The 25,396-nt window shown below is 69.0% G+C and carries 27 protein-coding genes; 20 read left to right on the forward strand and 7 right to left on the reverse strand.

Annotated elements, in window-relative coordinates:
• Positions 1-500: 500 nt before the first annotated feature.
• Both hflX and AR539_RS08735 read left to right on the forward strand, forming a co-directional pair.
• Entirely contained in the window at positions 501-2,069 is a 1,569-nt protein-coding gene (gene hflX, locus AR539_RS08730) for a GTPase HflX (protein WP_066434930.1), read from the forward strand.
• On the forward strand, positions 2,062-4,236 hold the full coding sequence (locus AR539_RS08735; RefSeq protein WP_269433689.1) for an ATP-dependent DNA helicase: 2,175 nt from the start codon (positions 2,062-2,064) through the stop codon (positions 4,234-4,236). Before hflX ends, AR539_RS08735 begins: the two co-directional genes overlap by 8 nt.
• A 93-nt stretch (positions 4,237-4,329) precedes the next feature.
• On the opposite strand, the gene lexA is transcribed toward AR539_RS08735, so the two are convergent.
• Positions 4,330-5,079, reverse strand: a complete 750-nt coding sequence (lexA, locus tag AR539_RS08740; RefSeq protein WP_066434933.1) for a transcriptional repressor LexA — start codon at positions 5,077-5,079, stop codon at positions 4,330-4,332.
• A 519-nt stretch (positions 5,080-5,598) separates the two neighbouring features.
• Here lexA and AR539_RS08745 point away from each other — a divergent pair.
• The 8 genes from AR539_RS08745 (at position 5,599) to AR539_RS08775 (ending at position 11,841) form a co-directional block, all read left to right on the forward strand.
• Positions 5,599-5,898, forward strand: a complete 300-nt coding sequence (locus tag AR539_RS08745; protein ID WP_066436374.1) for a LysM peptidoglycan-binding domain-containing protein — start codon at positions 5,599-5,601, stop codon at positions 5,896-5,898.
• 56 nt (positions 5,899-5,954) lie between these two features.
• Positions 5,955-7,073, forward strand: a complete 1,119-nt coding sequence (locus tag AR539_RS08750; protein WP_066434936.1) for a histidinol-phosphate transaminase — start codon at positions 5,955-5,957, stop codon at positions 7,071-7,073.
• A 64-nt stretch (positions 7,074-7,137) separates the two neighbouring features.
• On the forward strand, positions 7,138-7,764 hold the full coding sequence (gene hisB / locus AR539_RS08755; protein WP_066434939.1) for an imidazoleglycerol-phosphate dehydratase HisB: 627 nt from the start codon (positions 7,138-7,140) through the stop codon (positions 7,762-7,764).
• Positions 7,761-8,531, forward strand: coding sequence for an imidazole glycerol phosphate synthase subunit HisH (hisH, locus tag AR539_RS08760; protein WP_066434941.1), 771 nt, complete (start codon positions 7,761-7,763; stop codon positions 8,529-8,531). The genes hisB and hisH overlap by 4 nt, the downstream gene beginning before the upstream one ends.
• On the forward strand, positions 8,532-8,690 hold the full coding sequence (locus tag AR539_RS19490; RefSeq protein ID WP_197410578.1) for a hypothetical protein: 159 nt from the start codon (positions 8,532-8,534) through the stop codon (positions 8,688-8,690).
• Positions 8,691-8,743: 53 nt separating this feature from the next.
• The gene (priA, locus tag AR539_RS08765) at positions 8,744-9,490 is read left to right on the forward strand and encodes a bifunctional 1-(5-phosphoribosyl)-5-((5-phosphoribosylamino)methylideneamino)imidazole-4-carboxamide isomerase/phosphoribosylanthranilate isomerase PriA (protein WP_066434943.1); all 747 of its coding nucleotides are present in this window, start codon (positions 8,744-8,746) and stop codon (positions 9,488-9,490) included.
• Positions 9,491-9,503: 13 nt separating this feature from the next.
• The gene (locus tag AR539_RS08770) at positions 9,504-10,418 is read left to right on the forward strand and encodes an SseB family protein (protein WP_082699258.1); all 915 of its coding nucleotides are present in this window, start codon (positions 9,504-9,506) and stop codon (positions 10,416-10,418) included.
• Between the two features lie 61 nt (positions 10,419-10,479).
• Entirely contained in the window at positions 10,480-11,841 is a 1,362-nt protein-coding gene (locus AR539_RS08775) for an MFS transporter (RefSeq protein ID WP_066434946.1), read from the forward strand.
• A 65-nt stretch (positions 11,842-11,906) separates the two neighbouring features.
• Here AR539_RS08775 and AR539_RS08780 read toward each other — a convergent pair whose 3' ends face one another.
• Positions 11,907-12,293 (reverse strand): DUF1844 domain-containing protein, encoded by a 387-nt coding sequence (locus AR539_RS08780; RefSeq protein ID WP_066434949.1) that lies wholly within the window; start codon positions 12,291-12,293, stop codon positions 11,907-11,909.
• Positions 12,294-12,726: 433 nt separating this feature from the next.
• Between AR539_RS08780 and infC the strand changes: the two genes are divergently transcribed.
• From infC to AR539_RS08800, 4 genes are all read left to right on the forward strand, one after another.
• Entirely contained in the window at positions 12,727-13,767 is a 1,041-nt protein-coding gene (infC, locus tag AR539_RS08785; RefSeq protein ID WP_066434951.1) for a translation initiation factor IF-3, read from the forward strand.
• 115 nt (positions 13,768-13,882) lie between these two features.
• A complete protein-coding gene (gene rpmI, locus AR539_RS08790) occupies positions 13,883-14,077 on the forward strand; it encodes a 50S ribosomal protein L35 (RefSeq protein WP_009358635.1) in 195 nt (64 codons plus the stop codon).
• Positions 14,078-14,195: 118 nt separating this feature from the next.
• Complete coding sequence (rplT, locus tag AR539_RS08795; RefSeq protein WP_066434955.1) at positions 14,196-14,660, forward strand: 50S ribosomal protein L20; 465 nt, start codon at positions 14,196-14,198, stop codon at positions 14,658-14,660.
• 64 nt (positions 14,661-14,724) lie between these two features.
• Complete coding sequence (locus tag AR539_RS08800) at positions 14,725-15,636, forward strand: TrmH family RNA methyltransferase (RefSeq protein ID WP_066434957.1); 912 nt, start codon at positions 14,725-14,727, stop codon at positions 15,634-15,636.
• A 112-nt stretch (positions 15,637-15,748) separates the two neighbouring features.
• Here the strand turns inward: AR539_RS08800 and AR539_RS08805 are convergent, their stop codons facing one another.
• Both AR539_RS08805 and AR539_RS08810 read right to left on the reverse strand, forming a co-directional pair.
• A complete protein-coding gene (locus AR539_RS08805) occupies positions 15,749-16,015 on the reverse strand; it encodes a GlsB/YeaQ/YmgE family stress response membrane protein (protein WP_066434965.1) in 267 nt (88 codons plus the stop codon).
• Between the two features lie 174 nt (positions 16,016-16,189).
• On the reverse strand, positions 16,190-17,398 hold the full coding sequence (locus AR539_RS08810; protein WP_066434968.1) for an MFS transporter: 1,209 nt from the start codon (positions 17,396-17,398) through the stop codon (positions 16,190-16,192).
• A gap of 170 nt (positions 17,399-17,568) precedes the next feature.
• Here AR539_RS08810 and AR539_RS08815 point away from each other — a divergent pair, with 170 nt between their 5' ends.
• The 4 genes from AR539_RS08815 to AR539_RS08830 all read left to right on the forward strand — a co-directional run bounded on the left by AR539_RS08815 (position 17,569) and on the right by AR539_RS08830 (position 20,946).
• Positions 17,569-18,024 (forward strand): (deoxy)nucleoside triphosphate pyrophosphohydrolase, encoded by a 456-nt coding sequence (locus AR539_RS08815; protein ID WP_066434971.1) that lies wholly within the window; start codon positions 17,569-17,571, stop codon positions 18,022-18,024.
• An 86-nt stretch (positions 18,025-18,110) separates the two neighbouring features.
• Positions 18,111-19,259 carry a Re/Si-specific NAD(P)(+) transhydrogenase subunit alpha gene (locus tag AR539_RS08820; protein ID WP_066434974.1) on the forward strand — a complete coding sequence of 383 codons (1,149 nt, stop codon included), beginning with the start codon at positions 18,111-18,113 and terminating at the stop codon, positions 19,257-19,259.
• Positions 19,259-19,576, forward strand: coding sequence for an NAD(P) transhydrogenase subunit alpha (locus AR539_RS08825; RefSeq protein ID WP_066434977.1), 318 nt, complete (start codon positions 19,259-19,261; stop codon positions 19,574-19,576). Before AR539_RS08820 ends, AR539_RS08825 begins: the two co-directional genes overlap by 1 nt.
• A complete protein-coding gene (locus tag AR539_RS08830) occupies positions 19,573-20,946 on the forward strand; it encodes an NAD(P)(+) transhydrogenase (Re/Si-specific) subunit beta (RefSeq protein WP_066434980.1) in 1,374 nt (457 codons plus the stop codon). The genes AR539_RS08825 and AR539_RS08830 overlap by 4 nt, the downstream gene beginning before the upstream one ends.
• Here the strand turns inward: AR539_RS08830 and AR539_RS08835 are convergent.
• Positions 20,943-22,226 (reverse strand): Rv2578c family radical SAM protein, encoded by a 1,284-nt coding sequence (locus AR539_RS08835; protein WP_231728549.1) that lies wholly within the window; start codon positions 22,224-22,226, stop codon positions 20,943-20,945. The genes AR539_RS08830 and AR539_RS08835 overlap by 4 nt on opposite strands.
• A gap of 110 nt (positions 22,227-22,336) precedes the next feature.
• On the opposite strand from AR539_RS08835, the gene pcp reads away from it, so the two are divergent.
• Complete coding sequence (pcp, locus tag AR539_RS08840) at positions 22,337-22,978, forward strand: pyroglutamyl-peptidase I (RefSeq protein ID WP_066434988.1); 642 nt, start codon at positions 22,337-22,339, stop codon at positions 22,976-22,978.
• A 23-nt stretch (positions 22,979-23,001) separates the two neighbouring features.
• Here pcp and AR539_RS08845 read toward each other — a convergent pair whose 3' ends face one another.
• A complete protein-coding gene (locus AR539_RS08845; protein ID WP_066434991.1) occupies positions 23,002-23,640 on the reverse strand; it encodes an SIMPL domain-containing protein in 639 nt (212 codons plus the stop codon).
• Positions 23,637-24,104, reverse strand: coding sequence for a hypothetical protein (locus AR539_RS08850; RefSeq protein WP_066434994.1), 468 nt, complete (start codon positions 24,102-24,104; stop codon positions 23,637-23,639). The genes AR539_RS08845 and AR539_RS08850 overlap by 4 nt, the downstream gene beginning before the upstream one ends.
• A gap of 229 nt (positions 24,105-24,333) precedes the next feature.
• Here AR539_RS08850 and pheS point away from each other — a divergent pair, with 229 nt between their 5' ends.
• Complete coding sequence (pheS, locus tag AR539_RS08855) at positions 24,334-25,395, forward strand: phenylalanine--tRNA ligase subunit alpha (RefSeq protein ID WP_066434996.1); 1,062 nt, start codon at positions 24,334-24,336, stop codon at positions 25,393-25,395.
• The last annotated feature ends 1 nt before the right edge of the window (position 25,396 follow it).

A 25,396-nucleotide genomic window follows, 5' to 3' on the forward strand; every position in this document is an offset into this window, starting at 1 on the left:
GGGAAACGGGGCGTGGGAAACCGGGCGTGGGCAACCCCAGCATGGGAGACCCCAGCATGGGAAACCCCGGCGTGCGGCCGGGAGCGGCCACCCGGTCTGCTAGGCTTAAAGACATGTTCCTGAACTTCAAGTAGCCGGCACGGGCCCCCCTTTCACGCAGGTCCCGTCCCCGCAGCGACGCAGGTAGTTACCTTCCGCTCAGTGCGCCACCCCCGATGCTCCTGAAAAGGACCCATCCGCTGGCGCCCGAATTTCTTGAAGTCCGGCAGTGCCCGCCAGGCCCGGCCGAGCGGACCGTTCCTCCCTCCTCAAGGCAAACCCCACGCCTGATCCTTGTCCTTACCCAGTGCTCCCGACCGGAGCCCAGCCCCGCCCGGCACCGTAGCCGCAGGCATTCCAGGAGGCCGTGAATGACCACCAGCCGTCAGCCCAGCGCGAATACCGCCCCACACAGCACCGATCGGCACTATTCTGAAACTGCCGAACCTCTAAAGGAGACCATGACCACTCAGCCCAACACCGGACCCGATTCAGCATCCCAGGACATGAGTCCTGCGGAGATCCAGGCTGTCATCGACCGGATCCTCGCCAAGGACACCCCCTCCCGGAACGCGGCCCCGGCCGCCGGCGGGCCCAAACCGGTCCTCGGCAAGGCGCAGGCGATCTCCCGCCTCGACGAAGAACACAGCACCTACGACGGCGACCAGCAGGACCTGGAGGAGCGGCACGCCCTGCGCCGCACCGCCGGGCTCTCGACGGAACTCGAAGACGTCACCGAAGTCGAATACCGGCAGCTCCGCCTCGAGCGGGTGGTCCTGGCCGGCCTCTGGACCGAAGGCACCCTCGCCGACGCCGAGAACTCCCTCCGCGAACTGGCCGCCCTCGCCGAGACGGCCGGCTCCGAGGTCCTCGACGGCATCGTCCAGCGCCGCCAGAAGCCCGACCCGGGGACATTCCTCGGTTCCGGCAAGGCGCAGGAACTGAAGGACATCGTGATGTCCACCGGCGCGGACACCGTCGTGGTCGACGCCGAGCTGGCGCCGTCCCAGCGCCGCAGCCTGGAGGACATCGTCAAGGTCAAGGTCATCGACCGGACGGCACTGATCCTGGACATCTTCGCCCAGCACGCCAAGAGCCGCGAGGGCAAGGCCCAGGTGGAGCTGGCCCAGCTCGAGTACCTCCTCCCGCGCCTGCGCGGCTGGGGTGACTCGATGTCCCGCCAGGCCGGTGGCCAGGTGGGCGGCGCGGGCGCCGGCATGGGTTCGCGTGGTCCCGGTGAAACCAAGATCGAACTGGACCGCCGCCGGATCCGCACCCGGATGGCCAAGCTGCGGCGTGAAATCGCCGCGATGGCGCCGGCCCGCGAGACCAAGCGCGCCAACCGCCGTCGTAATGCCGTTCCGTCCGTCGCGATCGCCGGGTACACGAACGCCGGCAAGTCCTCGCTCCTGAACCGGCTCACCGATGCCGGCGTCCTGGTGGAGAACGCCCTGTTCGCCACCCTCGACCCGACCGTCCGGAAAGCCGAGACCCCCGATGGGCTGGGCTACACCCTCTCCGACACCGTGGGCTTCGTCCGGTCGCTGCCGACGCAGCTGGTGGAGGCCTTCCGCTCCACCCTGGAGGAAGTGGCCGACGCGGACCTGATCCTGCACGTCGTGGATGTTTCGCACCCGGACCCGGAAGGCCAGATCGCCGCTGTCCGCAAGGTGTTCAGTGAGGTCGACGCCCGCAAGGTGCCCGAGATCATCGTCCTGAACAAGGCCGACGCCGCAGACCCCTACGTCGTCGAACGCCTCAAGCAGCGCGAGCCGCGCCACGTCGTGGTGTCGGCACGCACCGGCGAGGGTATCCCGGAGCTCCTGTCGGCCATCAGCGAAGGCATCCCGCGGCCCAGCGTCAAGCTGGAACTGCTGATCCCGTACCAGCGCGGTGACCTGCTCAGCAAGCTCCACGAGACCGACGCCGAGATCCTCAGCCTCGACCACGAGGAAGCGGGAACCCGCGCCGTCGTGATGGTGCGCGAGGGACTGGCCGCTGAACTGGATCCGTTCATCGCGCATGACTGAGGCAGCAGTGACCGGCGCGGCCGCAGGCACGGAGACAGGTACGGACGGCCCGGCGGGGGAGGAACCCCCGGCTGAAGACCAGGAAAACGCCCGGTCTTCAGCCGGGAAGCGCCCGGCCGGCCGGGGCGGCAGGGACGGCAGCGAGTTCGTCATCGAGCTGCTCGACCGTGCCGTCTCCGGCATGGGCGGCCAGAGCCGCGACGGACAGCACGAGATGGCCCGGCAGGTGGCGCACGCCATTGACAGCGGCGACCACCTGCTGGTCCAGGCCGGGACGGGAACCGGCAAGTCCCTCGCGTACCTCATTCCGCTGATCGCCCACTCGCTGGACAGCGACAAGCCCACGCTGGTTTCCACCGCCACACTGGCGCTGCAGACCCAGATCGTGGGCCGGGACCTTCCCCGCCTGCTGAAAACCATCACTCCGGCACTCGACCGGCCAGTGAAGGTGGCCCTCGTGAAGGGCCGCTCCAACTACGTGTGCCGGCACAAGCTGGAGGGCGGGTTCCCCTCGGAGGAACCCGCCGAAGGGCAGCTCTTCTCGCTCGGCGAAGACACGTCCGTGCCGCATTTCGCCGCGGCCATGGGCGGACCGTCGTCGCAGCTGGGCAAGGAAGTGGTGCGGCTGCGCGAATGGGCCGAGGACACCGCCACCGGGGACCGCGACGAGCTCCTGCCCGGCGTCACGGACCGTGCCTGGCGGCAGGTTTCCGTTACCTCCATGGAATGCCTGGGCGCGCAGAAGTGCCCCCTGGCGGCCGAATGCTTCAGCGAACTTGCCCGGCAGAACGCCGCAGACGCCGACGTTGTGGTCACCAACCATGCCATGCTGGCCGTCAGCGCCTTCGAGGGCCTCGCCGTGCTGCCGGACTACGACGTCGTGGTGGTGGACGAGGCCCACGAGCTCCAGGACCGGGTCACCGGTGCCGTCTCGGGCCAGCTGTCCGTCGCGATGGTGCACGCCGCCGCGTCGGGCGCCCGGAAGCACACGGGCATCACCGTGGACGCACTGAACAACGCCGCCGCCAACCTCGAACTGGCCGTCGCCGGCGTCCCCAGCGGACTGATGCCCAACGGCCTCAACAGCGAACAGCTGGACTGCGTGGACCAGCTGCGTGACGCCTGCCGCGCGGCGCTCTCGGATTCCAAGGGCGACAGCGCCACCACGGCCGACGGCGGCCGGCAGCTCGCGCGGTCCCGGCTCATGGTGATCCTGGAACTCTGCGAACGGCTCCTCGCCGCACGCGAGAACCGCGAAGTGGTCTGGTTCTCCCGGAACAGCACCTTCGACCCGCAGCAGGGCTACTCCCAGCCGGACGACACCGCGCCTGCCCTGATCAACATCGCCCCGCTCAGCGTGGCGGGCCGGCTCCGCGAGGGGCTCTTCGCGGACCACACCGTCATCCTGACGTCGGCCACCCTGGCCATCGGCTCGGCCTTCGAACCCGCCGCCGGCGGCCTCGGCCTGGTGGGACCCGGCGCCCCGAGCTGGACCGGAGTGGACGTCGGGTCGCCGTTCGAATACCCCAAGCAGGGCATCCTGTACGTGGCCAAACACCTGCCCAAGCCCGGCCGCGGCACGTCCCCGGAGGCCCTCGAGGAGCTGGAGAAGCTGATCCGGGCCTCCGGCGGCGGGGCCCTGTGCCTCTTCTCCTCCCGCCGCGCGGCCGAGGACGCAGCCGAGGCCCTGCGGCCCCGGCTGGGCCTGAGCATCCTCTGCCAGGGGGAGTCGACCATGACCGCGCTGGTGAAACAGTTCGCCGACGAACCGGACACCTGCCTCTTCGGCACCATGTCGCTGTGGCAGGGTGTGGACGTGCCGGGGACCTCGTGCCGGCTTGTCGTGATCGACCGGATTCCGTTTCCGCGGCCTGACGACCCCCTGATGACGGCCCGCTCCCGTGCAGTGGCCCAGGCGGGCGGCAACGGCTTTATGAGTGTCTCCGCCACCCACGCCGCCATCCGCCTCGCCCAGGGCGCCGGCCGGCTGATCCGCACCACGACCGACAGGGGAGTGGTGGCGGTGCTGGACTCACGGCTGTCCACGGAACGGTACGGGGGCTTCCTGCGCGCTGCCCTGCCGCCGTTCTGGCCCACCACCGACCCCGCAGTGGCCCTGGCGGCCCTGGAACGGCTCGCGAAGGAGTCCGGCCAGCCCGCCACCTAGGAACGCAAAGGGCCCCGTCCGGCAATGCGGCGGGGCCCTGTTTGGCGGTTGCTGGGTTGCTGGGGTTTGGCTGTTGAGAGAGGTGCGCTTGCCCTAGAGGGAGCGCAGCACCGAGACCACTTTGCCCATGATGACGGCGTGGTCGCCGAGGATGGGCTCGTACTGCGTGTTCTGCGGCAGCAGCCAGGTGTGGCCGTCGCGCTGGCGGAACGTCTTGACGGTGGCCTCGTCGTCCAGCAGGGCGGCCACGATGTCACCGTTGACGGCATCGCCCTGGCGGCGAACCACTACCCAGTCACCGTCGCAGATGGCGGCGTCGATCATCGAGTCGCCCGCGACCTGGAGCATAAACAGCTCGCCGTGGCCCACCAGCTGGCGCGGCAGCGGCATGACGTCCTCGACCACCTGGTCGGCCAGGATGGGCCCGCCGGCCGCGATCCGGCCCACCAGCGGGACCATGGCGGTGTCCGTGGCGCTGGCCAGCTCGGAAACGGACTGGCCGCCAACGGTGCGCAGGCCGCCCGGCTTCTCTGCGCCGGCAATCTTCGCGGGCCCCTCGTCCAGGGTGAGCGGCATCAGTACCTCCATGGCGCGGGGGCGCTTGGGGTCACGCCGCAGGTAGCCGAGCTTTTCGAGCTGCGACAGCTGGTGCGTCACGCTGGACAGGCTCGCCAGGCCCACGGTGTCGCCGATCTCGCGCATGGACGGCGGGTAGCCGTTGTCCGTGACGGAGCGCTGGATGGTTTCGAGGATCTTCTTTTGCCGGACGGTGAGGCTCTTGGGTGGCCGGGCGGCCTGCGGACCCCGCTGGGAGGCCCTGCCGCCAGTGGCTTGTGCTGCCATGTTCGCCAACGCCTTTCCGTTCCACCCGGCCGCCGTGGCTGCTGCTGCCGGGAACCTCCGGCCTGAAATGTCAGACCCTGCTGATCAACTGCAGAAGTGGTTGTTCTTTGATCCAAACCTGTGGTCGAAACCTTTGACTCAAACGTAGGCCAGCCACATGGCTTTTTCAAACATTTGTTCTAGCGAGTCTCGACAATGTTCGTCAATAAGTGCTAAAACTGAAAATGCGTTGTTCGAACATGTGTTCTAGTCGAAGGCATGGCGGGCACCGCATAACGTTCGGTTCTTTGTTCGAAGGTTAGGCCGGTTGGCGGCGGTAAGTGGAGTACGCCGGACGGCACACGATGGTCCAGGAGGGCTCAGTACATGTCAGCAACAAGTGCGTTTCACGATACTTTCGGCCGCGACGTTTCCGGCGCCTACGGCCGGCCCGCCGTTGGACCATTCGACGGACCATCCGGCCGCGGTTCTTCCAGCGGCTCTGCCGGGACGTCGAAACCACGGCAGGCACCGCTCCGGCTGACCCGGCGCGGGCGGTTTGTCTTCATCGGTGTTCCCCTGATCCTGCTGGCCGCCCTGCTGCTCTCGCTCAGCGGCTTCTTCAACGCCCCGGCCAAGGCCGCTGAGTCGGCGTCCGAGCTGTCACCCACGCCGACGGTGACAGTCACCGTGCAGCCCGGTGAGTCGCTGTGGGCCATCGCCGCGGCCGTCGCCCCCGAGCGCGACCCCCGCGATGTCGTTGCCGACATCGTCCAGCTGAACAACCTCGAGGCAGCCCGCGTGGTGCCCGGCCAGGCGCTCTTCATCCCGGCCGAGTAGGGCCGCCTGCCCGTCACAGTTTCGGCCGCCGCCGGGATCTCACTTAAACTGGTTAAGTGACTGACCAGCTAGAGCGCCTGAACCGACTTCCCCTCCGGACGAACCTCCGGGGCCTGACCCCGTACGGGGCGCCCCAGCTGGACGTCCCGATCCTGCTCAATGTCAACGAGAACACCCACGGCGTCCCCGCCGATGTGCGCGCCGCCATCTCCGAGGCGGTTACCGCCGCCGCAGTGGGACTGAACCGCTACCCGGACCGGGAATTCACAGAGCTCCGCGAGGCCCTGGCCGAATATCTGGGGCACGGCCTGGGCCCGGACAACATCTGGGCCGCGAACGGCTCCAACGAGGTGCTCCAGCAGATCCTCCAGGCTTTCGGCGGGCCGGGCCGCACCGCCCTCGGGTTCCCTCCCACATACTCGATGTACCCGCTGCTGGCCTCCGGCACGGACACCGCGTACATCACCGGAACCCGCGCCACCGACTACGGCCTGAGTGCCGAATCGGCCGCCCGCCAGGTCCGCGAACTCCAGCCGAACATCGTCTTCCTGTGCTCCCCGAACAACCCCACCGGCACCGGCCTTGGCCTGGACGTCGTCGAGGCCGTCTACGAGGCCGGCGAAGCGAGCCAGACCATTGTGATCGTGGACGAGGCCTACCACGAGTTCGCCCATGACGGCACGCCCAGTGCCCTGACGCTGCTGCCCGGCCGGGAGCGCCTCATCGTCTCGCGGACCATGAGCAAGGCCTTCGCGCTGGCCGGCGCCCGCGTCGGCTACATGGCGGCAGCCCCGGAGGTCACCGACGCACTGCGCCTGGTCCGCCTGCCGTACCACCTCTCCGCCATCACCCAGGCCACCGCGCTGGCCGCACTGCAGCACCGGACCGCGCTGATGGCCGACGTCGAGGACATCAAGCGGCAGCGGGACCGGATCGTGTCCGAGCTGCTGCGCATGGGTCTCAAGCCGGCCGCGTCGGATTCGAACTACGTTTTCTTCGGCGGCCTGGACAGCCCGCACGAGGTCTGGCAGGAGCTGCTCAACGCCGGCGTGCTGATCCGGGACGTAGGCATCCCGGGGCACCTTCGCGTCACCGCCGGCACTGAGACGGAAACCACAGCTTTCCTCGAAGCGCTCGAGCGGATCCTGGCCGGCCGCGCAGTGCAGCCCGCCTAGACTTAACCCAGGACATCCACCCGGCCGGAACGCCGGGCCCCGCCGTCAGCCAAAGGACACCCACATGAGCAACACCGGAGCAGCCGCTGCCCAGGGCCGGACCGCACGCATGGAACGGACCACCAGCGAGTCATCCGTGCTGGTCGAGATCGACCTGGACGGCACGGGCGTCTCTGACATCAGCACGTCGGTGCCGTTCTACGACCACATGCTCACGGCGCTGAGCAAGCACTCCCTGATCGACATGACGGTCAAGGCCACCGGCGACACGCACATCGACGTCCACCACACGGTCGAGGACGTCGCCATCACCTTCGGTGAGGTGCTGCGCACCGCGCTCGGGAACAAGGCCGGCATCCGCCGGTTCGGCGAAGCCACGGTGCCCCTCGACGAGGCCCTCGCACACGCCGTCGTTGACGTCTCCGGCCGGCCCTACCTCGTGCACGGCGGCGAGCCCGCAGGCCAGGAATACCACCTGATCGGCGGCCACTTCACCGGCTCTCTGACCCGCCACGTCTTTGAGGCGATCACCCTGCACGCCGGGATCTGCCTGCACATGAACGTCACCGCCGGCCGGGACCCGCACCACATCGTCGAGGCCCAGTTCAAGGCCTTCGCCCGCGCCCTCCGCGCCGCCGTCGAACCCGACCCCCGGGTCACGGGCATCCCCTCCACCAAGGGTGCGCTGTGACCGGCAAGGTGCTGAAGGACGGCGCCATCATCAACCCGGACGCCGCGCGGAAGCCGGCTTCGCCCGAGGGCAAGCCCACGGTCACCGTCCTCGACTACGGCTCCGGCAACGTCCGCTCCGCCGTCCGCGCCCTGGAGCGCGCCGGCGCCGAGGTCATCCTCAGTTCCAAGCCCGAGGACGTGCTCAACGCCGACGGCCTTGTGGTCCCCGGCGTCGGCGCGTTCGAAACGGTGATGCGCGAGCTCAAAGCTGTCGACGGCATCCGCATGATCGGCCGACGCGTCGCCGGCGGCCGGCCTGTGCTGGCCATCTGCGTCGGCCTCCAGGTCCTCTTCGAGGCCGGCGTCGAACACGGCACCGAAGCCGAAGGCATGGGGGAGTGGCCCGGCAAGGTCGAGCTCCTGCCCGCGGACGTCGTGCCGCACATGGGCTGGAACACCGTGACCGTGCCCGAGGGCTCCAGGCTCTTCGCCGGAGTTGAAGACGAGCGTTTCTACTTTGTGCACTCCTACGGCGTCCAGCAGTGGGATTTCGACGTCATCCAGCCGCGGATGACGGCGCCGCTGGTCACCTGGTCGGAGCACGGGGCCCCGTTCATCGCCGCCGTGGAAAACGGCCCGCTGTGCGCCACGCAGTTCCACCCCGAGAAGTCCGGCGACGCCGGGGCGCGCCTGCTGCGCAACTGGGTGGAGGGCCTGCGGGTCCGTTCCCGTCCCGCGGAACCCGCATCCCCGGAATCCGCATCCCCGGACGCCGGGACCGCCTAGATGTGGTCCCTCGTGCTCATGGGACTGGCCGGTCTGCTGGTAGGCGGCGCGCTGTCCTTCCGCCAGCAGAAAAGCCCGCGCTGGGTCCAGGCCGTGTTCTACGTCCTGGCCGCGATGTCGCTCCTGGCCGCCTACCTCCTGACCTTGCCTGCTGCCTGAGCGCCGGCAGCGCACCACCCCCGTGCCGTCCCTGAACAGCTGAGGAGCTACCGATGACCACCGAAACCCCGCTGCCCGTGCTGGAACTGCTGCCCGCCGTCGACGTCGTCAACGGCCAGGCCGTACGCCTCGTCCAGGGCGAGGCCGGCAGCGAGACCAGCTACGGCACGCCCCTCGAAGCCGCGCTGAACTGGCAGCAGCAGGGCGCCGAATGGGTCCACCTCGTTGACCTCGACGCCGCCTTCGGCAGGGGCTCCAACGCCGAGCTGCTCCGCGAAGTGGTGGGCCGGCTCGACATCAAGGTGGAGCTCTCCGGCGGGCTGCGCGACGACGAATCCCTCGAGCAGGCCCTGGACCTGGGCGTTGCCCGCGTGAACCTGGGCACCGCGGCCCTGGAAAACCCCGAGTGGACCGCCCGGGTCATCGACCGCTTTGGCGACAAGATCGCCGTCGGCCTGGACGTCCGCGGAACCACGCTGGCCGGCCGCGGCTGGACCAAGGAAGGCGGCGACCTCTGGGAGGTCCTGGGGCGCCTCGAAGAGGCCGGCTGTGCCCGCTACGTCGTCACCGACGTCACCAAGGACGGCACCCTGCAGGGCCCCAACGTCGAACTCCTGCGCCAGATGGTGGAGAAAACCGGCAAGCCCGTCGTGGCCTCCGGCGGTATCTCCAGCCTCGAGGACCTCAAGGTGCTGCGCTCCCTCGTCCCGCTGGGCGTTGAGGGCGCCATCATCGGCAAGGCGCTGTACAACGGCAACTTCACCCTGCCCGAGGCCCTCGACGTCGCCGGCCGCCGCTAGCCGGGTCCGCAGCATGGAGCAGCCGCCGGCACCCGGCAACCCCGAACCCGGCAGTCCCGCCGGCCAGCCCGCCCCCGCGCGCCAGCTGCCCGGCCATATCGCGGCGGCCCTGGCCGGCGCCGGCGGCGCCACCGATTCGGCGGGCCGGCCCTGGGCGGGACGCAGCCTGTCCGGCGACGACGCCACCATCCACAACTTCGAGGACGACGACGGCAGCGCCGACGCCGGCTACCTCGCCGCCCTGGCCGCCCTGGCGGACGGCAGCGGGGACGAGGCCGCGGTGGTGGCCGCGCTGGCCACGGCCCGGGTCTTTGTGCCCGTCCTCGCCACCCTGGCCGAAGAAGGCGAAGGCGCGGCCGGACTGCACTCCGACAAGCAGGCCGACATGGCGCTGGTCACCCTCAAGGCACCCGACGGCCGGACCGCGATGCCCGCGTTCACCTCCGCCGCCGCCCTGCAGGCCTGGCACCCGGACGCGCGGCCGGTGGCCGTCTACGCCGCCCGGGCGGCACTGTCCGCCGTGGCCGAGGGCGCGGAACTTCTGGTGCTCGACCCCGGCTCGGCGGTCACGTTCGTGGTGCGCCGGCCCGCCGTGTGGGCCCTGGCGCAGCAGCAGGACTGGACGCCGTCGTACGCCGATCCCGAGCTTGCTCGGAACCTGGGCGGGGCCGTGGCTGGCTTTCCGGCGGTCCGCCGTGTTGAAATTCATCCGGGGAGCGGAGTCGCCACGCTGGCGGCAGACGGAAGCCGGCTCCCGGGCGGCGGCTCCGGTCCGGAGCTTCGCGTGGTCCTCTACCTTGAAGACGGGCTCGACGCCGCCGGCGTCCAGTCCGTGGTGTCCGGCCTCAACAGCGCCTGGGCGCAAAACGAAGTATTTGCTGAGCGGGTTGACTCGATCGAAGTCACATTGCAGCGCGCAGCGCCGTAGCTGACGGTCAGCCGGGGACACCTGGTGCTGCCGGGGGCAGTACCAGAAGGATGTTTGTCTCGTGAACTTCGCGCTTTACCGGGAACTGCTGGCAGTCCGGCCCATCAGGCGGCTCCTGCTGGTCGGGATGGTTGCCCGCATACCGCACTCCGCGGCAGGGGTCCTGCTGACCCTCCACATTGTCCTGACCCTGGGCCAGGGCTACGCCGCCGCGGGCGCGGCAGCCGCCGTCATGACCATCGGCATTGCCGTCGGCGCCCCCTGGCGGGGCAGGCGCGTCGACACCGTGGGCCTGCGGAAGGCCCTCATCCCCTCCGTCATCGCCGAGGCAGTGATCTGGTCCGTCGTGCCGCACGTCTCCTACGAGATCCTGCTCCCGCTGGTGTTCGTGGGCGGCCTGCTGACCCTGCCCATTTTCAGCGTGGTGCGGCAGTCGCTCGGGGTCCTCGCCACCGGGGACCAGCGGCGCACCGCGTTCGCCCTCGACGCCATCTCCACCGAGCTGGTCTTTATGATCGGCCCCGCGGCCGGCGCCCTGACAGCCACCGCTGGGTTCTCGGTCCTGGGGCTCACGGTTGTCGGCATCGCAACGTCCGTGGCGGGGCTCTTCCTCATGTGGTTCAACCCGCCCACCCGCACCCCCGGGACCGTCCCGGGACAGAATCCAGCGGCCGGCGCGGAGTCCGTTGCGTCCTTTGAGGCGGGCCAGCAGGAAGGTGCCGAAGCCGCCGTCGTGGCCGCTGCGCCGGCGCACCTGCAGGAAGCCGCTGCCGAGTTCGCCCCACTGGCCGCCGCCGAGGAACGGCACCATGAACAGGCGGGCCTGCGGCACAAGGTCATCTCCAACTTCGCCTGGTTCACGGCCGCCGTGGCCGCCGTTTTCGCCGTCGCGGCCGGCGCCGGCATGGTCCTCAGCGGGACCGACGTCGGGATTGTGGCCGCCCTCGAATCCAGCGGCCGCCAGGCCGAGATCGGGCTGGTGTTCCTCTTCTGGTGCGCGGCCTCGGTGGTGGGCGGCCTGGTCTACGGCGCCATGCACCGGCCCATCTCGCCGGTCCTGCTGCTGCTGGGGATGTCGGCGCTGACCATTCCGATGGCCTTTGCGCAGGACACCTGGACCCTGTGCCTGCTCTCGCTCCTGCCCGGCCTGCTGTGCGCCCCGGTGCTGTCGGCGGCCTCGGAGAAGGTCGCGGAACTCGTGGACGAGCGCCGCCGCGGCGAGGCCATGGGCTGGTACGGCTCCGCCCTCACGGGAGGCGTGGCGCTCGGCGCGCCGCTCGCCGGGGTCTTCATCGACGGAGTCGGCCCTTCGGCAGGCTTCGTGGCCGTGGGCCTGGGCGGCGTCGCGCTGTGCCTGGTGGGCCTGGTGCTGCAGAACCGCCGGCGGAGGCGCCGCGCCAGCGTCGACGCCGACTGTCTCTGACAGCTGTTAACGACGACGGCGGCGGGCGGACCGCTGTGGTCCGCCCGCCGCCGCGCTGCTGGTGCCTAGTTGACGGGGCCGGTGTACTTCTCTCCCGGGCCCTTGCCCGGCGCGTCCGGAATGATGGATTCTTCCCGGAACGCCAGCTGCAGGGACCGCAGGCCGTCGCGCAACGGTCCGGCGTGCTGGGAACCGATTTCCGGCGCCGCGGCGGTGACCAGTCCGGCCAGGGCCGTAATGAGCTTCCGGGCCTCGTCCAGGTCCTTGAGCTCCTCGGCGTTCTCCTCCGCGGCAAGGCCGAGCTTCACAGCGGCGGCACTCATGAGGTGCACGGCTGCGGTGGTGATGACCTCGATCGCGGGCACCTCGGAGATGTCGCGGATCTGCTGGGAAACGTCGCCTTGGGAGCCGGCGGGCTCGAAAACGTGTGAATTACTATCTGCTGTGCTCATGCTGGTAAGCTTGTCACAGACCGACTGATTGTCGTTATTCAGCCCCTGGTTTTTGAACCACAGTTGTTTAGCCACAGTTGTTTAGCCCGTCAGCAGCCAGCATGCCCGTCATGCAGGTGCGCCGGACGGGATTTCTTCTGTAGAATCGACTTTCAGTTTGCAAGCGGAGTTCTCTCCCACCCGCGTCAGCCGTTCTCCTTCGGGAGGCTTCGCAAGAAGCCAGGTTGCCGGGTATCTGGTCGGGCATCGTCCCGGGCGCCAGCCCGGAAGGATGCATGCCGTCTCACCCGAGACGGGCAGTTCCGATCTTCGAGGCCTTCGATTGCTCCGGCAATTGGGGGCCTTCTCTTTTTGCCGGTGGAATACCCCTCACGAACACAGGAGCTTTAACATTAGCGAGCCAAGAATCAATGAGCGTATCCGCGTCCCCGAGGTGCGGCTGGTCGGCCCTGCAGGCGAACAGGTAGGAATTGTCCGTATTGAGGATGCCCTGCGTTTGGCTGCCGAGTCCGATCTAGATCTCGTTGAAGTTGCACCGCAGGCGAAGCCTCCGGTGTGCAAGCTGATGGACTTCGGCAAGTACAAGTACGAAGCCGCCGTCAAGGCACGCGAAGCCCGGAAGAACCAGACCAACACGGTCCTGAAGGAAATCCGCTTCCGCCTGAAGATCGACACCCACGACTACGAAACGAAGCGCGGCCACGCGCTCCGCTTCCTGGGTGCCGGTGACAAGGTCAAGGCCATGATCCAGTTCCGCGGCCGTGAGCAGCAGCGCCCCGAGATGGGCATCCGTCTGCTCCAGCGCTTCGCCGACGACGTCTCCGAAGTTGGCGTTGTTGAGTCCAGCCCGCGGATCGATGGCCGCAACATGGTCATGGTGGTTGGTCCCCTGAAGAACAAGGCAGAAGCCAAGGCCGAGGCCCGCCGCGCATCGCAGCGGGCGGAAGCCAAGGCCGAGAACGAAGCCAAGGCCTCCGGCCGCGTCGACGTGTCCGGCGGCAACGCCCCGATGACGCAGTCGCTGGCCGACCTCCTGCCGGAAGGGTACGAGGTCAACACCGAGGCACCCGCCAAGGCAGCGCCTGCTCAGGAAGCATCTGCACAGGAGGCTCCCGCACAGGAAGCCCCGGTCCAGGAAGCCCCCGCTGCGGCCCCGGCCGCCGAGGAGGCTCCTGTTCAGGAAGCTCCGAAGCAGGAAGCGCCCAAGCAGGAGGCCCCCAAGGCTGCTCCGAAGGCTGAAGCCCCGAAGGCTGCTGCCAAGCCGGCCGTAGCCAAGGCGCCGGCAGCGCCCAAGGCCGCCGCGAAGGCCCCGGAAGCTGCGAAGGCTCCCGAGGCTGAGAAGGCCGCTCCGGCGGCAGCACCGAAGCCGGTTGCTGCTCCGAAGCCGGTTCCGCGTCCCGCGGCTCCGAAGCCTGCCGCACGGCCGGCTGCGCCGAAGGCTGCAGCCAAGCCGGGCACCAAGAAGACCAACTAGTCCAGGGCTGCAGGACAGCAATGTCCGGCAGCAAGAAACCAGCATGCCGCCCGCAGGGGCGGCTGCACGAAAGACTGCAGACCTTGTCTGCGGATACGTAAGGAGATCGGTTCCCATGCCGAAGATGAAGACCCACAGCGGTGCTAAGAAGCGCTTCAAGCTGACCGGCAGCGGCAAGCTGCGCCGCCAGCAGGCCAACCGCCGCCACTACCTCGAGCACAAGTCCTCACGGCTGACCCGCCGCCTCGCCGGCGACAAGATCGTCTTCAAGGGCGACGCCAAGGTCATCCGGAAGATGCTCGGCATCTAAGTTCCAAGTTCTCTGACTGGTGCCACCTGGCAGCAGTCAACTACCACAAAGGCTTCTCAGGCCAGCCGGTTGTTCCGGCAGTAGTTGCTTGGGATCAGATTTTCGAAGGAGTACGCACGTGGCACGTGTGAAGAGGGCGGTCAACGCCCACAAGAAGCGCCGGGTTATCCTTGAACGCGCAAAGGGCTACCGTGGACAGCGTTCGCGCCTGTACCGCAAGGCCAAAGAGCAGCTGCTGCACTCGTTTGTGTACAGCTACGGCGACCGCAAGAAGAAGAAGGGCGACTTCCGTCGCCTCTGGATCCAGCGCATCAACGCTGCATCCCGCGCCAACGGCCTGACCTACAACCGTCTGATCCAGGGCCTCAAGGCCGCTGAGGTCGAGGTTGACCGCCGTATGCTGGCCGAGCTCGCCGTCTCCGACGCCAACGCCTTCGCCGCGCTGGTCAAGATCGCCAAGGACGCGCTCCCCGCCGACACCTCCGCTCCGGCCGTCCAGGCTGAAGCTGCACCGGCTGCGAAGAAGCCGGCCGCCAAGAAGGCTGCCGCCAAGAAGCCGGCCGCTGCCAAGGCTGCTGAGTAATACTGAAGTAGTTTCAGCAACACCCCGTTCAGGGACCGGCTGTAAAAGCCACTAAGGTTCTTATATGAACGAATCCGGGCGCCCGCAAGACTTTCTGCTTTCCAACCCTCGAGCTGATCGGGTGAGGAAGGTGGCACAGCTTGCCGGGCGCCCGGCCCGTTTAAAGCGCCGGGAGTTCCTGGCGGAAGGCCCGCAGGCGGTCCGGGAGGCCCTCGCCCTGCACCAGAAGAGGGTTGCCGCGGGGGAGCCCGGCATTGTCCTTGAGGTCTACGCCAGCGAGTCCTGCCTGGACCGCCACCCGGAGCTGGAAGCGCTGGCGGAGGGCGTCAGCGCCTACCTCACCACGGACGAAGTGCTCGCAGCCATGGCGGACACCGTGACCCCGCAGGGCGTCGTCGCCGTGTGCCGCCACTTGGACGCCACCCTTGAAGAAGTCCTCGACGCCGGTCCCACCTTGGTTGCCGTACTGTGCCAGGTCCGTGACCCCGGGAACGCCGGCACCGTGCTCCGGGCGGCCGACGCTGCCGGTGCCGACGCCGTCATCCTGACCGGTTCCAGCGTGGACATCTACAACCCCAAGGCAGTCCGTTCGACGGCGGGATCCCTCTTCCACCTGCCCGTGGTGCTCGGCGCCGACGTCGCGGACGTCGCGGCCCGGTGCAAGGAGCGCGGCATCGGCGTCCTCGCCGCCGACGGGTACGGCCAGCTGAACCTCGATGTCCTGCAGGACCAGAACGCGGCCCGCCGCCTGGGCACGGGATCCGCGGTTTCGGATTACGCCCTCGAGAACCCCACTGCGTGGCTCTTCGGCAACGAGGCGCAGGGCCTGTCCGAGGAGGAACTCGCCCTGGCCGACCACCGCGTGGCCGTGCCCGTCTACGGGGCGGCCGAAAGCCTCAACCTTGGGACCGCGGCGACCGTCTGCCTTTATGCCAGCGCCCGGTCGCAGCAGGCCGGAGCGAAAGCCCCGGCCTAGCGGCGGAACTGCCCGGCCCACATCCCGCAGTACTCTGCGGCGAGACCGTCCGGGCAAAAAAGTACGGCGGGGGTCCACCGAAAGGTGGGCTCCCGCCGTCGTACGTGTGCAGTTATGAGGTCTTGTTGCGTCCTGTGATGGCGCCGTATACGCCGGCAACCACCAGGCCACCGACAATGGCCAGAATCCAGGAACCGAGATTCCAGAATTCCATGGTGCCGCCGCCGAACAGCAGGTCCCCGATCCAGCCGCCGACGACTGCGCCGACAACGCCGAGCACGAGGCTGGTAACCCAGCCGCCGCCCACCCTGCCAGGCATAACTGCCTTGACGATTGCACCTACTATGAGTCCGAGAATGATCCAGCCAAGAAAGCCCATTACTCCTCCTACATATTCGTCGGCATCCAAATGGTGAATCCCGATTATGGCTTCAAGCTAACATAGGCGGGTTTGCTTGTCAGCAGAATAACCCCCAATCGTTACCTGCCCGGTGACCTGCGCAATTGCCGGCCAACAGGCTGCACGGCGGGTGCCCGGCGGCCGTAGCTGCGGCTAACGGACCAGCGGCCGTCTGCGTTCCACCAGGCCGCTGATGGCGGCGACGCCGAGGCCCAGGACTGCCAGCACGGCGCCGACAAGGGCGGGTGCCACGTAGCCCCAGCCCCAGGCGATCACCAGGCCGCCGAGGAAGGCGCCGAGGGCGTTGGCGACGTTGAGGGCGGCGTGGTTGAGCGAGGAAGCCAGCGAGGGCGCGTCGGGGGAGGCATCCAGCAGCCGGGTCTGCAGCGCGGGGACCAGGAGTGCCCCGGCGGCGCCGACGACGAAGACCATCACGTAGGCGGACCAGGGCCAGTGCACGGCCACGGCGTAGACCACCAGGGCGACGGCGATGCCCGGCAGGACCCAGTAAATGGTGCCCATGACGGACTTGTCAGCGATCCGGCCGCCCACAATGTTGCCGGCCACCATGCCCAGGCCGTACAGCGCCACCACCAGCGGAAGCCAGGCGGCGGGAATTCCGGCCACGGAGGTCATGGTGTGGGCGATGTACGTGTACGTGGCGAAGAACCCGCCGAAGCCGACGATGCCGATCAGGATCGCCAGCCAGACCTGGAGCCGCTTCAGGGCGCCCAGTTCGCGGCGGAAGCTCGCATCGGCGTGCGGCTTCTGGAACGGAACAAACTTCCACAGCATCACCATGGTGAGGATGCCGATCAGGCCCACCAGCAGGAAGAGCAGCCGCCAGCCGTAGGTCTGGCCCAGCCAGGTGCCGAAGGGAACGCCGATGACGTTGGCGACGGTCAGCCCCGCCATGACCATGGAAATGGCCCAGCCGCGTTTGGTCGGTGCAACCAGTGACGCGGCGATGACGGCCGCGACGCCGAAGAATGCGCCGTGCGGCAGGCCGGCGGCGAAGCGGGACACCAGCATGGTGCCGTAGTCGGGTGCGATGAAGGATGACAGGTTCGCGATGCTGAAGAACAGCATGAGCCCCAGGGCCAGGTACTTGCGCGGCATTTTTGCGCCGACGGCCGCCAGCAGCGGGGCTCCGATCACGACGCCGAGGGCGTAGGCCGAGATCAGGTGGCCCGCCTCGGGGGTGCTGATGTTGAGTCCCTGCTCCACCTCCTTGAGCAGGCCCATCATGGTGAACTCCGTGGTGCCGATGCCGAATCCGCCCATGGCGAGGGCAAGGATGGCGAGGGCAAGATGGCGGGTCCCGGTTTTGGGCGCCGCGGGGGCATGGGTGGTGGTTGTCATTCGTCTGCTTTTCAGGAACGTTCCCGGGCCAGGCCGGGACAATGCGGCAAGTTAAATCAGATGTGTGGGTTTGGTGTGTGTAACGGGGCGGGGGCTCGCGATATTCCGGTCCCCGCCAAGGCCGCCGCTTCCATTCTCCCCTACACCGGTGCCGCACCTAGACTTGGTGCGTGACTGGACTGATACGCGTTGCCGGCGGCGCGGTACTCGATTCCCTGGCCGACCCCGGCAGTCTGCTCGTGGCACGTCGGACGTCCCCGCCCCGGTTTGCCGGCATGTGGGAGTTCCCCGGCGGCAAGGTGGAGCCCGGCGAGACCGCGGAACAGGCCCTGCACCGCGAACTGCGCGAAGAGCTCGGCATCAGTGTCCGGCTTGGCGCCGAACTGGACAGCGGGACGGCCGACGGCTGGCCGCTCAACGAGCGCGCCGCGATGCGGGTGTGGTTCGCGGAACTGCTCGACGGCGTTCCCCGGCCCCTGCAGGACCACGATGAGCTGCGTTGGGTCAACCTCCGCAACCGCAGCGAGGTGCTGGGCCTGCCGTGGATCCCGGCTGACCTGCCCATCGTTGAAGCGCTGCTCGAGACCCTCCGGGTCGCCGGAGCCGCTGCCTTGCCCGTGCGCTGAACGGCTGAGCCGGCCCGCCGTGGCCGCACCCCTCGCCAAAGCGCGGCGCATGTGGCTACTCTGAAGCGAATCGAGAGGAGCAGCCCGTGCAGGTCGGCGTCAGGCGGGAGCAGCGTGCGGGGGAGAGGCGGGTTGCGGCCACTCCGGAGACAGTGCAGCAGCTCATCGCCCTGGGCCTGGACGTGGCGGTCGAAACCAACGCCGGCGCCGAGGCCGGGTATGGCGACGCCGCCTTCGCCGCGGCCGGCGCGTCGATCGTTTCCCGGCTGGCCCCCGAGACCCTGAACATCCTGCTGCATGTCCGGCCGCTGGAGCCTGCGGCCGCGGCTGAGCTCCTGCCCGGCACCATCACGATCGGATTCGCCTCCCCGGCGTCCGAACTGTCAACGGTCGCCGCCCTCGCCGCCGCCGGCGTGTCCTCGTTCGCGCTGGAGCTGGTGCCGCGCATTTCCCGTGCCCAGTCCATGGATGCGCTCAGTTCCCAGTCGCTGGTGTCCGGCTACCGGGCCGTGCTGGAAGCCGCGCTGCGCTACCCGCGGTTCTTTCCGCTGTACATGACGGCCGCCGGAACCATTCCGCCCGCCCGTGTGCTGGTGCTGGGGGCCGGGGTCGCCGGGCTGCAGGCGATCGGCACAGCGAAGCGGCTGGGAGCCCGGGTTTCCGCCAACGACATCCGGGCAGCCTCTGCCGACGAGGTCGCCTCGATGGGCGGCACGTTCATCCGGCTGGACCTGGACGCCCAAGGGGCTGCGGACGGGGCCGGCGGCTACGCCCGTGAGCTCGGCACGGACCGGGCCCTGCGCCAGCGCGCGCTCTTGGCCCCGCATGTCGCGGCGGCGGATGTCCTCATCACCACGGCGGCCATCCCCGGCCGCGCGGCCCCTTTGCTGGTGACCACGGAGATGGTGGCCGGAATGCGGGCCGGGTCGGTCGTCGTGGACCTCGCGGCGGAGTCCGGCGGCAACGTCGAAGGAGTCGTCCCCGGCCGGGACCTCCAGGTCCCCGTGGAGGGCGGGTCCGTGACACTGGTCGGCCTGCAGGATGCCGCCTCGGCGATGCCCTCCGACGCGTCCCGGCTGTTCGCCAAGAACGTCGCGAACCTGCTGGCCCTCATGGCCTCGGACGGCACCGTTGTTCCGGACTTCGACGACGAAGTGGTGGCCGGCGCCTGCCTGACCTACGGCGGAACCGTCCGTCATCACGCCACCGCTGAAGCCCTGGAGGCCCTGAAATGATGGATCCGGTCACGCTGCTGACGGTGGTGGTGCTCGCCGTTTTCGTGGGGTTCGAAGTGGTGTCCAAGGTGACCAGCAAATTGCACACCCCGCTGATGTCCGGAGCGAACGCCATCCACGGCATCATCCTGGTGGGAGCCATTATTGTGGCCGGCCAGGCCACGGACCCCTGGCTGCTGGCGATCGCGCTCCTCGCCGTGGTCCTGGCGACCGCCAACCTGGTGGGCGGATTTGTGGTCACCGACCGGATGCTCGAGATGTTCGGCGGCCGCAAACGCGCCCGGCCCCGGACGGACGCGCGGGAGGACGGGACATGAGCATCCTCGGCCCCGGCTGGACCGCTCTGCTCTACCTGGTGGCCTCCGTCTGCTTCATCCTCGCGCTGAAGGGCCTGAGTTCGCCGCGGACGGCCCGGCGGGGCAACGCCATTGGAGCCGCCGGCGCCCTCGTTGCCGTGGCCACGGTGTTCCTCTCCGCGGACCTGGCGAATATCCCGCTGATCCTGGCCGCGATCGCCCTGGGCTCCGCCGTGGCAGTTCCTGTGGCGCGGCGGGTGCAGATGACCCAGATGCCGCAGCTGGTGGCGCTCTTCAACGGTGTGGGCGGCGGAGCCGCTGCCCTTGTGGCGGTGCTGGAGCTAGGCCACACGGAGGATCCCTGGGTGCGGCTGGCCGTTGTCTTCACCATGCTGGTCGGGGCCGTGTCCTTCGCCGGCTCGGCCGTCACTGTCGGGAAGCTGCAGGAGCTCATCAGCACCCGGCCCCTGCTTTTTCCCGGCATGCCGGTGGTGATGGGCGTTGTGGTGCTGGGCGCGGTCACCGCCGGGGCCGTGGTGGTCCTTACCGGGTCGGCCGGCTGGGCGCTGGCCCTGCTGGTGCTCGGCCTGGCGGGCGGGGTCCTGCTGGTCCTTCCCGTCGGCGGGGCGGACGTGCCGATCGTGATCTCGCTGCTGAACGCCTTCACCGGCCTCGCGGTCGCGGCCTCCGGCGTGGTGCTGGGGAATGTGCTGCTGGTGGTTGCGGGGACGCTCGTCGGGGCCAGCGGCACCATCCTGACCAAGGTGATGGCATCCGCCATGGGCCGCGGGGTGGCGGGCATCATGTTTGGCGCCTTCCGGGGCGGCTCCACGGCCGGATCAACCGCCCAGAGCGACCGGCCGGTGCGATCCTCGTCCCCCGAGGACGTCGCCGTGCAACTCGGTTACGCGCAGCGCGTGGTGATTGTTCCCGGTTACGGGCTGGCCGTGGCCCAGGGCCAGCACACCATAGCCGAGCTCGCCACCGCCCTGGCGGCCCGCGGCGTGGACGTGGTGTTTGCCATCCACCCGGTGGCCGGGCGCATGCCGGGCCACATGAACGTCCTCCTCGCGGAGGCCAACGTGCCCTATGAGGCGCTGAAGGAGCTGGAGGAAGCCAACCCGGAGTTCCCCACCACCGACGTGGTGCTGGTGGTGGGCGCCAACGATGTGGTTAATCCGGCCGCGAAAAGCACTCCCGGGGCGCCGATCTACGGGATGCCCATCCTGGAGGTGGCCCAGGCCGGGCAGGTGGTGTTCCTCAAACGGTCCATGCGGCCGGGCTTCGCCGGGATCGACAACGAGCTGCTGTTTGACCCGAAGACCACACTCCTGTTCGGCGACGCGAAGGACTCGCTCACGCGGGTACTGGGGGCCGTGAAGGCGCTCTAGAAGAGGGTGGGCTGCGCAGCGCCGGCTTCCCGCGCGGCTGCGGCTTCCCGCGCGGCTGCGGTTTCCCTCGCGGCGCTGTGGAAGGCGGCCGGTTCGGGGATGCTGCCGGCGGGGTATTGCGCTTCCTCATCCCGGGGGTCAAGGCTGCCGTGACTTGTGTTGCTGGGGTCAAAGCTGCCGGGGTGATCGTTGACGTCGCGGTGGCTGAAACCATGTGATCCGGAAAAGCCGTGCCGGGCCTTGAAATACCGGATGCGGCCGGCGAGCCAGTCCCGGTACTCCTTGGAGGCGTAAGACCCCGTGCCGTAGAGCCGCCGGTACTTGCCCGCGAGCTGGGGGTGCTCCCTGGCAATCCACTGCATAAACCATTCCCGGGTTCCGGGCTTGAGGTAGAGCGCCCCGGCGGTGACCCCGGTGGCTCCGGCCGCGGCCAAGGCGCCGAACAGGGCATCGAGCGCCTCGTCGCTGTCGGAGAGCCACGGCAGGATGGGCATGGCCATCACCCCGCAGGGCAGCCCTGCCTCCCGGAGCCGGGTGATGAGTTTCAGCCGCGCGCGCGGGCCGGGAGTTCCGGGCTCCACGGCTTCGGAGAGGCTCTCGTTCGTCATGGCCAGGGAGATCCCCACGCCGACGGGGACCTGGGCAGCGGCGTGCTTCAACAGCGGAATGTCCCGGGCCAGCAGCGTGCCCTTGGTCAGGATGGACAGGGGAGTGCCGGAGTCAGCCAGGGCGCCGATGATGCCGGGCATGAGCTTGTACCGTCCCTCGGCCCGCTGGTAGGGATCCGTGTTGGTGCCCAAGGCCACGTGCTGGCGCTGCCAGGAGGGCTTGGCGAGTTCCCGGCGGAGGACCTCCGCGGCGTTGATCTTCACCACCACCTGGCTGTCAAAGTCCAGTCCGGCGTCGAAGTCGAGGTAGGTATGGCTTTTCCGGGCGAAGCAGTAGACGCAGGCGTGGCTGCAGCCGCGGTACGGGTTGATGGTCCACTCGAACGGCATCCGCGAACCGGCCGCCACTTTGTTGAGCACCGATTTGGCGGTGACCTCATGGAAAGTGACGCCGGCAAACTCGGGGGTGGACACGGACCGCACCAGCCCGATCAGGGGCAGCAGCGCATCGGCAGCCGGGGGCTGGGTGCGCCCTGCGGATGCAGCAGGCAGTCCGGGGTTGGACGTCCCACCGCCCTGCCTCCCGGCGTCTTGTGTTCCTTTTGTAGACGTCCCGCCGACAGGGCCGGAATGTCCGGGCGCCGGCTTCAGTGCTTGTGCGTCCCATCTCATCGCTCCATTCGAATATATGTTCGAGTCAAAGTCAAGGGCGGCGCGGGATCATTCCTCGGATGCGCCTAGGCAGGCCTACAGCGCCGGGGCGCGTTGCTAGGCTGGGGGCGATGATTCTCCTGACAGGGTTCCAGCCGTTCGGCGGCGACAGCACCAATCCGTCGTGGCACGCCGCGCGGGAGGCCGCGCACCGGCTCAGGGCCGAGGGCATCGAGGCGCTCGCCGTGGAGTTGCCCTGCGTCTTCGGCGAAGCCCTCCACGTGCTGGAATCAGCCCTGGAGCAGCACCGTCCCGAGCTGGTCATCTGTGCAGGCCAGGCCGGCGGCAGGCCCCGGATCTCGCTGGAACGCGTGGCGATCAACTGTGACGATGCGCGGATTCCGGACAACGCCGGCAACGCGCCCGTGGACGAGCCCGTGGTCCACGGGGGACCGGCTGCGTATTTCAGCACCCTTCCGGTCAAAGCGGCGCTCGCCGCCCTCACGGCGGCGGATATCCCCGCCGAGGTGTCCCAGACGGCGGGCACCTACGTCTGCAACCACGTCTTTTACGGATTGATGCACGCCCTGCGGCTTCGGCCCGGCACCCGGGGAGGCTTTGTCCATGTGCCGTATGAGCCGGGCCAACTGCCGCCGGGGAGTACGGCTCCGGCACTGCCGCTGGAGCAGCAGGCCGAGGCGCTCGCCGTCGTCGCCCGCACGGCTCTGGCGACCACCGTGGACCTCAGGATCGCCGCCGGCGCGACGCACTAGCAGGAGGCAGCCGCCCGGCGTCCTCAGCCGAGCAGTTCCCAGACGACGTTGATGGTGGCGCTGATGCTGGCCTCGCCCGCCTCCACGGTGAGCGACTCGACGGCGACGGCCCGCTGCATCTTCGCCACCGGGATCGGGGCCGGGTAGCCGGTCTGCTGCGTCAGGGACACCACCTTGCCCAGGGTGGCGCCGGCGAGGGACGCGAAGTGCCCGGCGGACGTTAGCGCGTCCTGCCAGGCGGCCTCCCTGGCGCGGGCGGTGACGGCAGCAGGATCGGCGAAGCCCAGCTCCAGCCCGTTGAGCCGGACGTCGTTGCCGCCGGCCTCGACGGCGGCGGCGATGACCGCGGACGAGGACTGCAGGTCCCTGATCCGGACGCTCAGCGCGCTGGACGCCACGTATCCCGTCACCACCTGGCCCCGGCCCTCCTGCCAGTTCACCTCAGCGCGGACGTTGAGGCCCGACGTCGTGATGTCCGGGTCCGCCACACCATGGCCCCGGAGTACCGCCGCAATGGCCGCGGAGACGCGGCCTGCCTCGCTGAAGGCTGCCTCGACATCCTCCCGGCGGCATTCGACGCCGATGGAGAGGGTCAGCAGGTCCGGCGCGGCTTCCGCGCTGCCGGAGCCCGTGACGGAAATGGTCCTGGGGGAATCGCTCATGGTGTGCCTCGTTCCGTTCGGGGAAGGCCGGCAGCGTCCGGCCGGTCATGGCGGGCCCGCTGTCCGGGCTCCGGGTAACCGCCGGCCTGCAGCCCGGCGTGCCGTTCAAAAACATTCCTCGAGCCCGGGTTGCCGGTCCGGGCCAGGGACCAGCCTGCGGCGAGGAAATACAGCGGCAGGAAGGGCAGGCCAAGGCACCAGGCGTACTGCGTGCAGTGGCGCTCCTCGTGGCCCAGCAGCACCGGGTTGCCCGCGGCCTCCGCGGGCCCCGCACGGAAAATCACCACGTTGCCCACCGTGAAGGCGCCCGCGAAGGGCAGCCGCCAGCGGTACCCGGTGGCAATCAGCAGCCCCCGGGGGCCGCGCCGGACCGGGGCGCGGGCACACCCGGCCAGCAGCAACCCCAACGGAGTCGTTGCATTCAGTACGTTGGCCACCTGCCGCAGCCGCTGTCCCGGCGTCATGAGGCCATGCTAGCCCGCGGCCCGCCCGCGGGACACGAATCCGCGCCCGCTGCCAGCCTCCCCGAACGCGGCCGTCACGTTCGGGCACGTGGGCCCGTTCAACTAGACTGGAGGCGAGTGCCCGCCGGAGCTGTTTTGGCGAGCCCTGCCCTTTGCCGACGCGCCGGTCCTGCATCCCTGAAGGTCCCGTACCCGTCGGCATGAACCGACTCGTAGCTAAGAACAGTAGATGACTGAAACTTTGCCGGGCGCAGGCGTCCCGAATCCTCTGGATGAAGCCGCCATCACCGCCGCCGTAGACCAGGCCGTAGCCGCCATTGCCGCCGCCTCCACGCTCGACGAACTCAAGGCCGTGCGCCTCGCCCACACCGGCGAGAAGTCCGCGCTGAGCCTCGCCAACCGTGAGATCGGCGGGCTGCCGAAAGACCAGAAGGCCGCCGCCGGCAAACTGATGGGCGCGTCCCGCGGGCGCGTCAACAAGGCGCTCGCGGACCGCACGGCGGAACTCGAAGCAGAGAACGACGCCCGCATCCTGGTGGAGGAGACGGTCGACGTCACGGCCGCTCCGCGCCGCCGTCGGGCCGGCGCACGCCACCCGCTGTCCACGCTGCAGGACCGCGTCGCGGACATCTTCGTCGGCATGGGCTGGGAGATCGCCGAAGGCCCCGAGGTCGAGTCCGAGTGGTTCAACTTCGACGCGCTGAACTTCAAGCCGGACCACCCCGCCCGCGAAATGCAGGACACCTTCTTCGTGGAGCCGCCCGAGGCCCACCTGCTGATGCGCACCCACACGTCCCCGGTCCAGGTCCGTTCCATGCTGGAACGCGAGCTGCCCATCTACGTGCTGTGCCCCGGCAAGGTGTTCCGCACCGACGAGCTCGACGCCACCCACACCCCGGTGTTCCACCAGTTCGAGGGCCTGGCCATCGACAAGAAGCTCAGCATGGCCGACCTCCGCGGCACCCTGGAGCACTTCGCGCGCCAGATGTTCGGCGACGAGGCCCAGATCCGCCTGCGCCCCAACTACTTCCCCTTCACCGAGCCGTCCGCCGAGCTGGACATCTGGCACCCGGGGGCCAAGGGCGGTCCAAGCTGGATCGAGTGGGGCGGCTGCGGCATGGTTAACCCGAACGTGCTCCGCGCCGCCGGCATCGATCCGGACATCTATTCAGGTTTTGCCTTCGGCATGGGCATCGAGCGGACCCTGATGTTCCGCAACGAGGTCGGCGACATGCGCGACATGATCGAAGGCGACGTACGTTTCAGCGAGCACTTCGGGATGGAGATCTAAC

This window comes from Arthrobacter sp. EPSL27, assembly GCF_001512305.1.
In the GTDB taxonomy this organism is placed as follows: domain Bacteria; phylum Actinomycetota; class Actinomycetes; order Actinomycetales; family Micrococcaceae; genus Arthrobacter.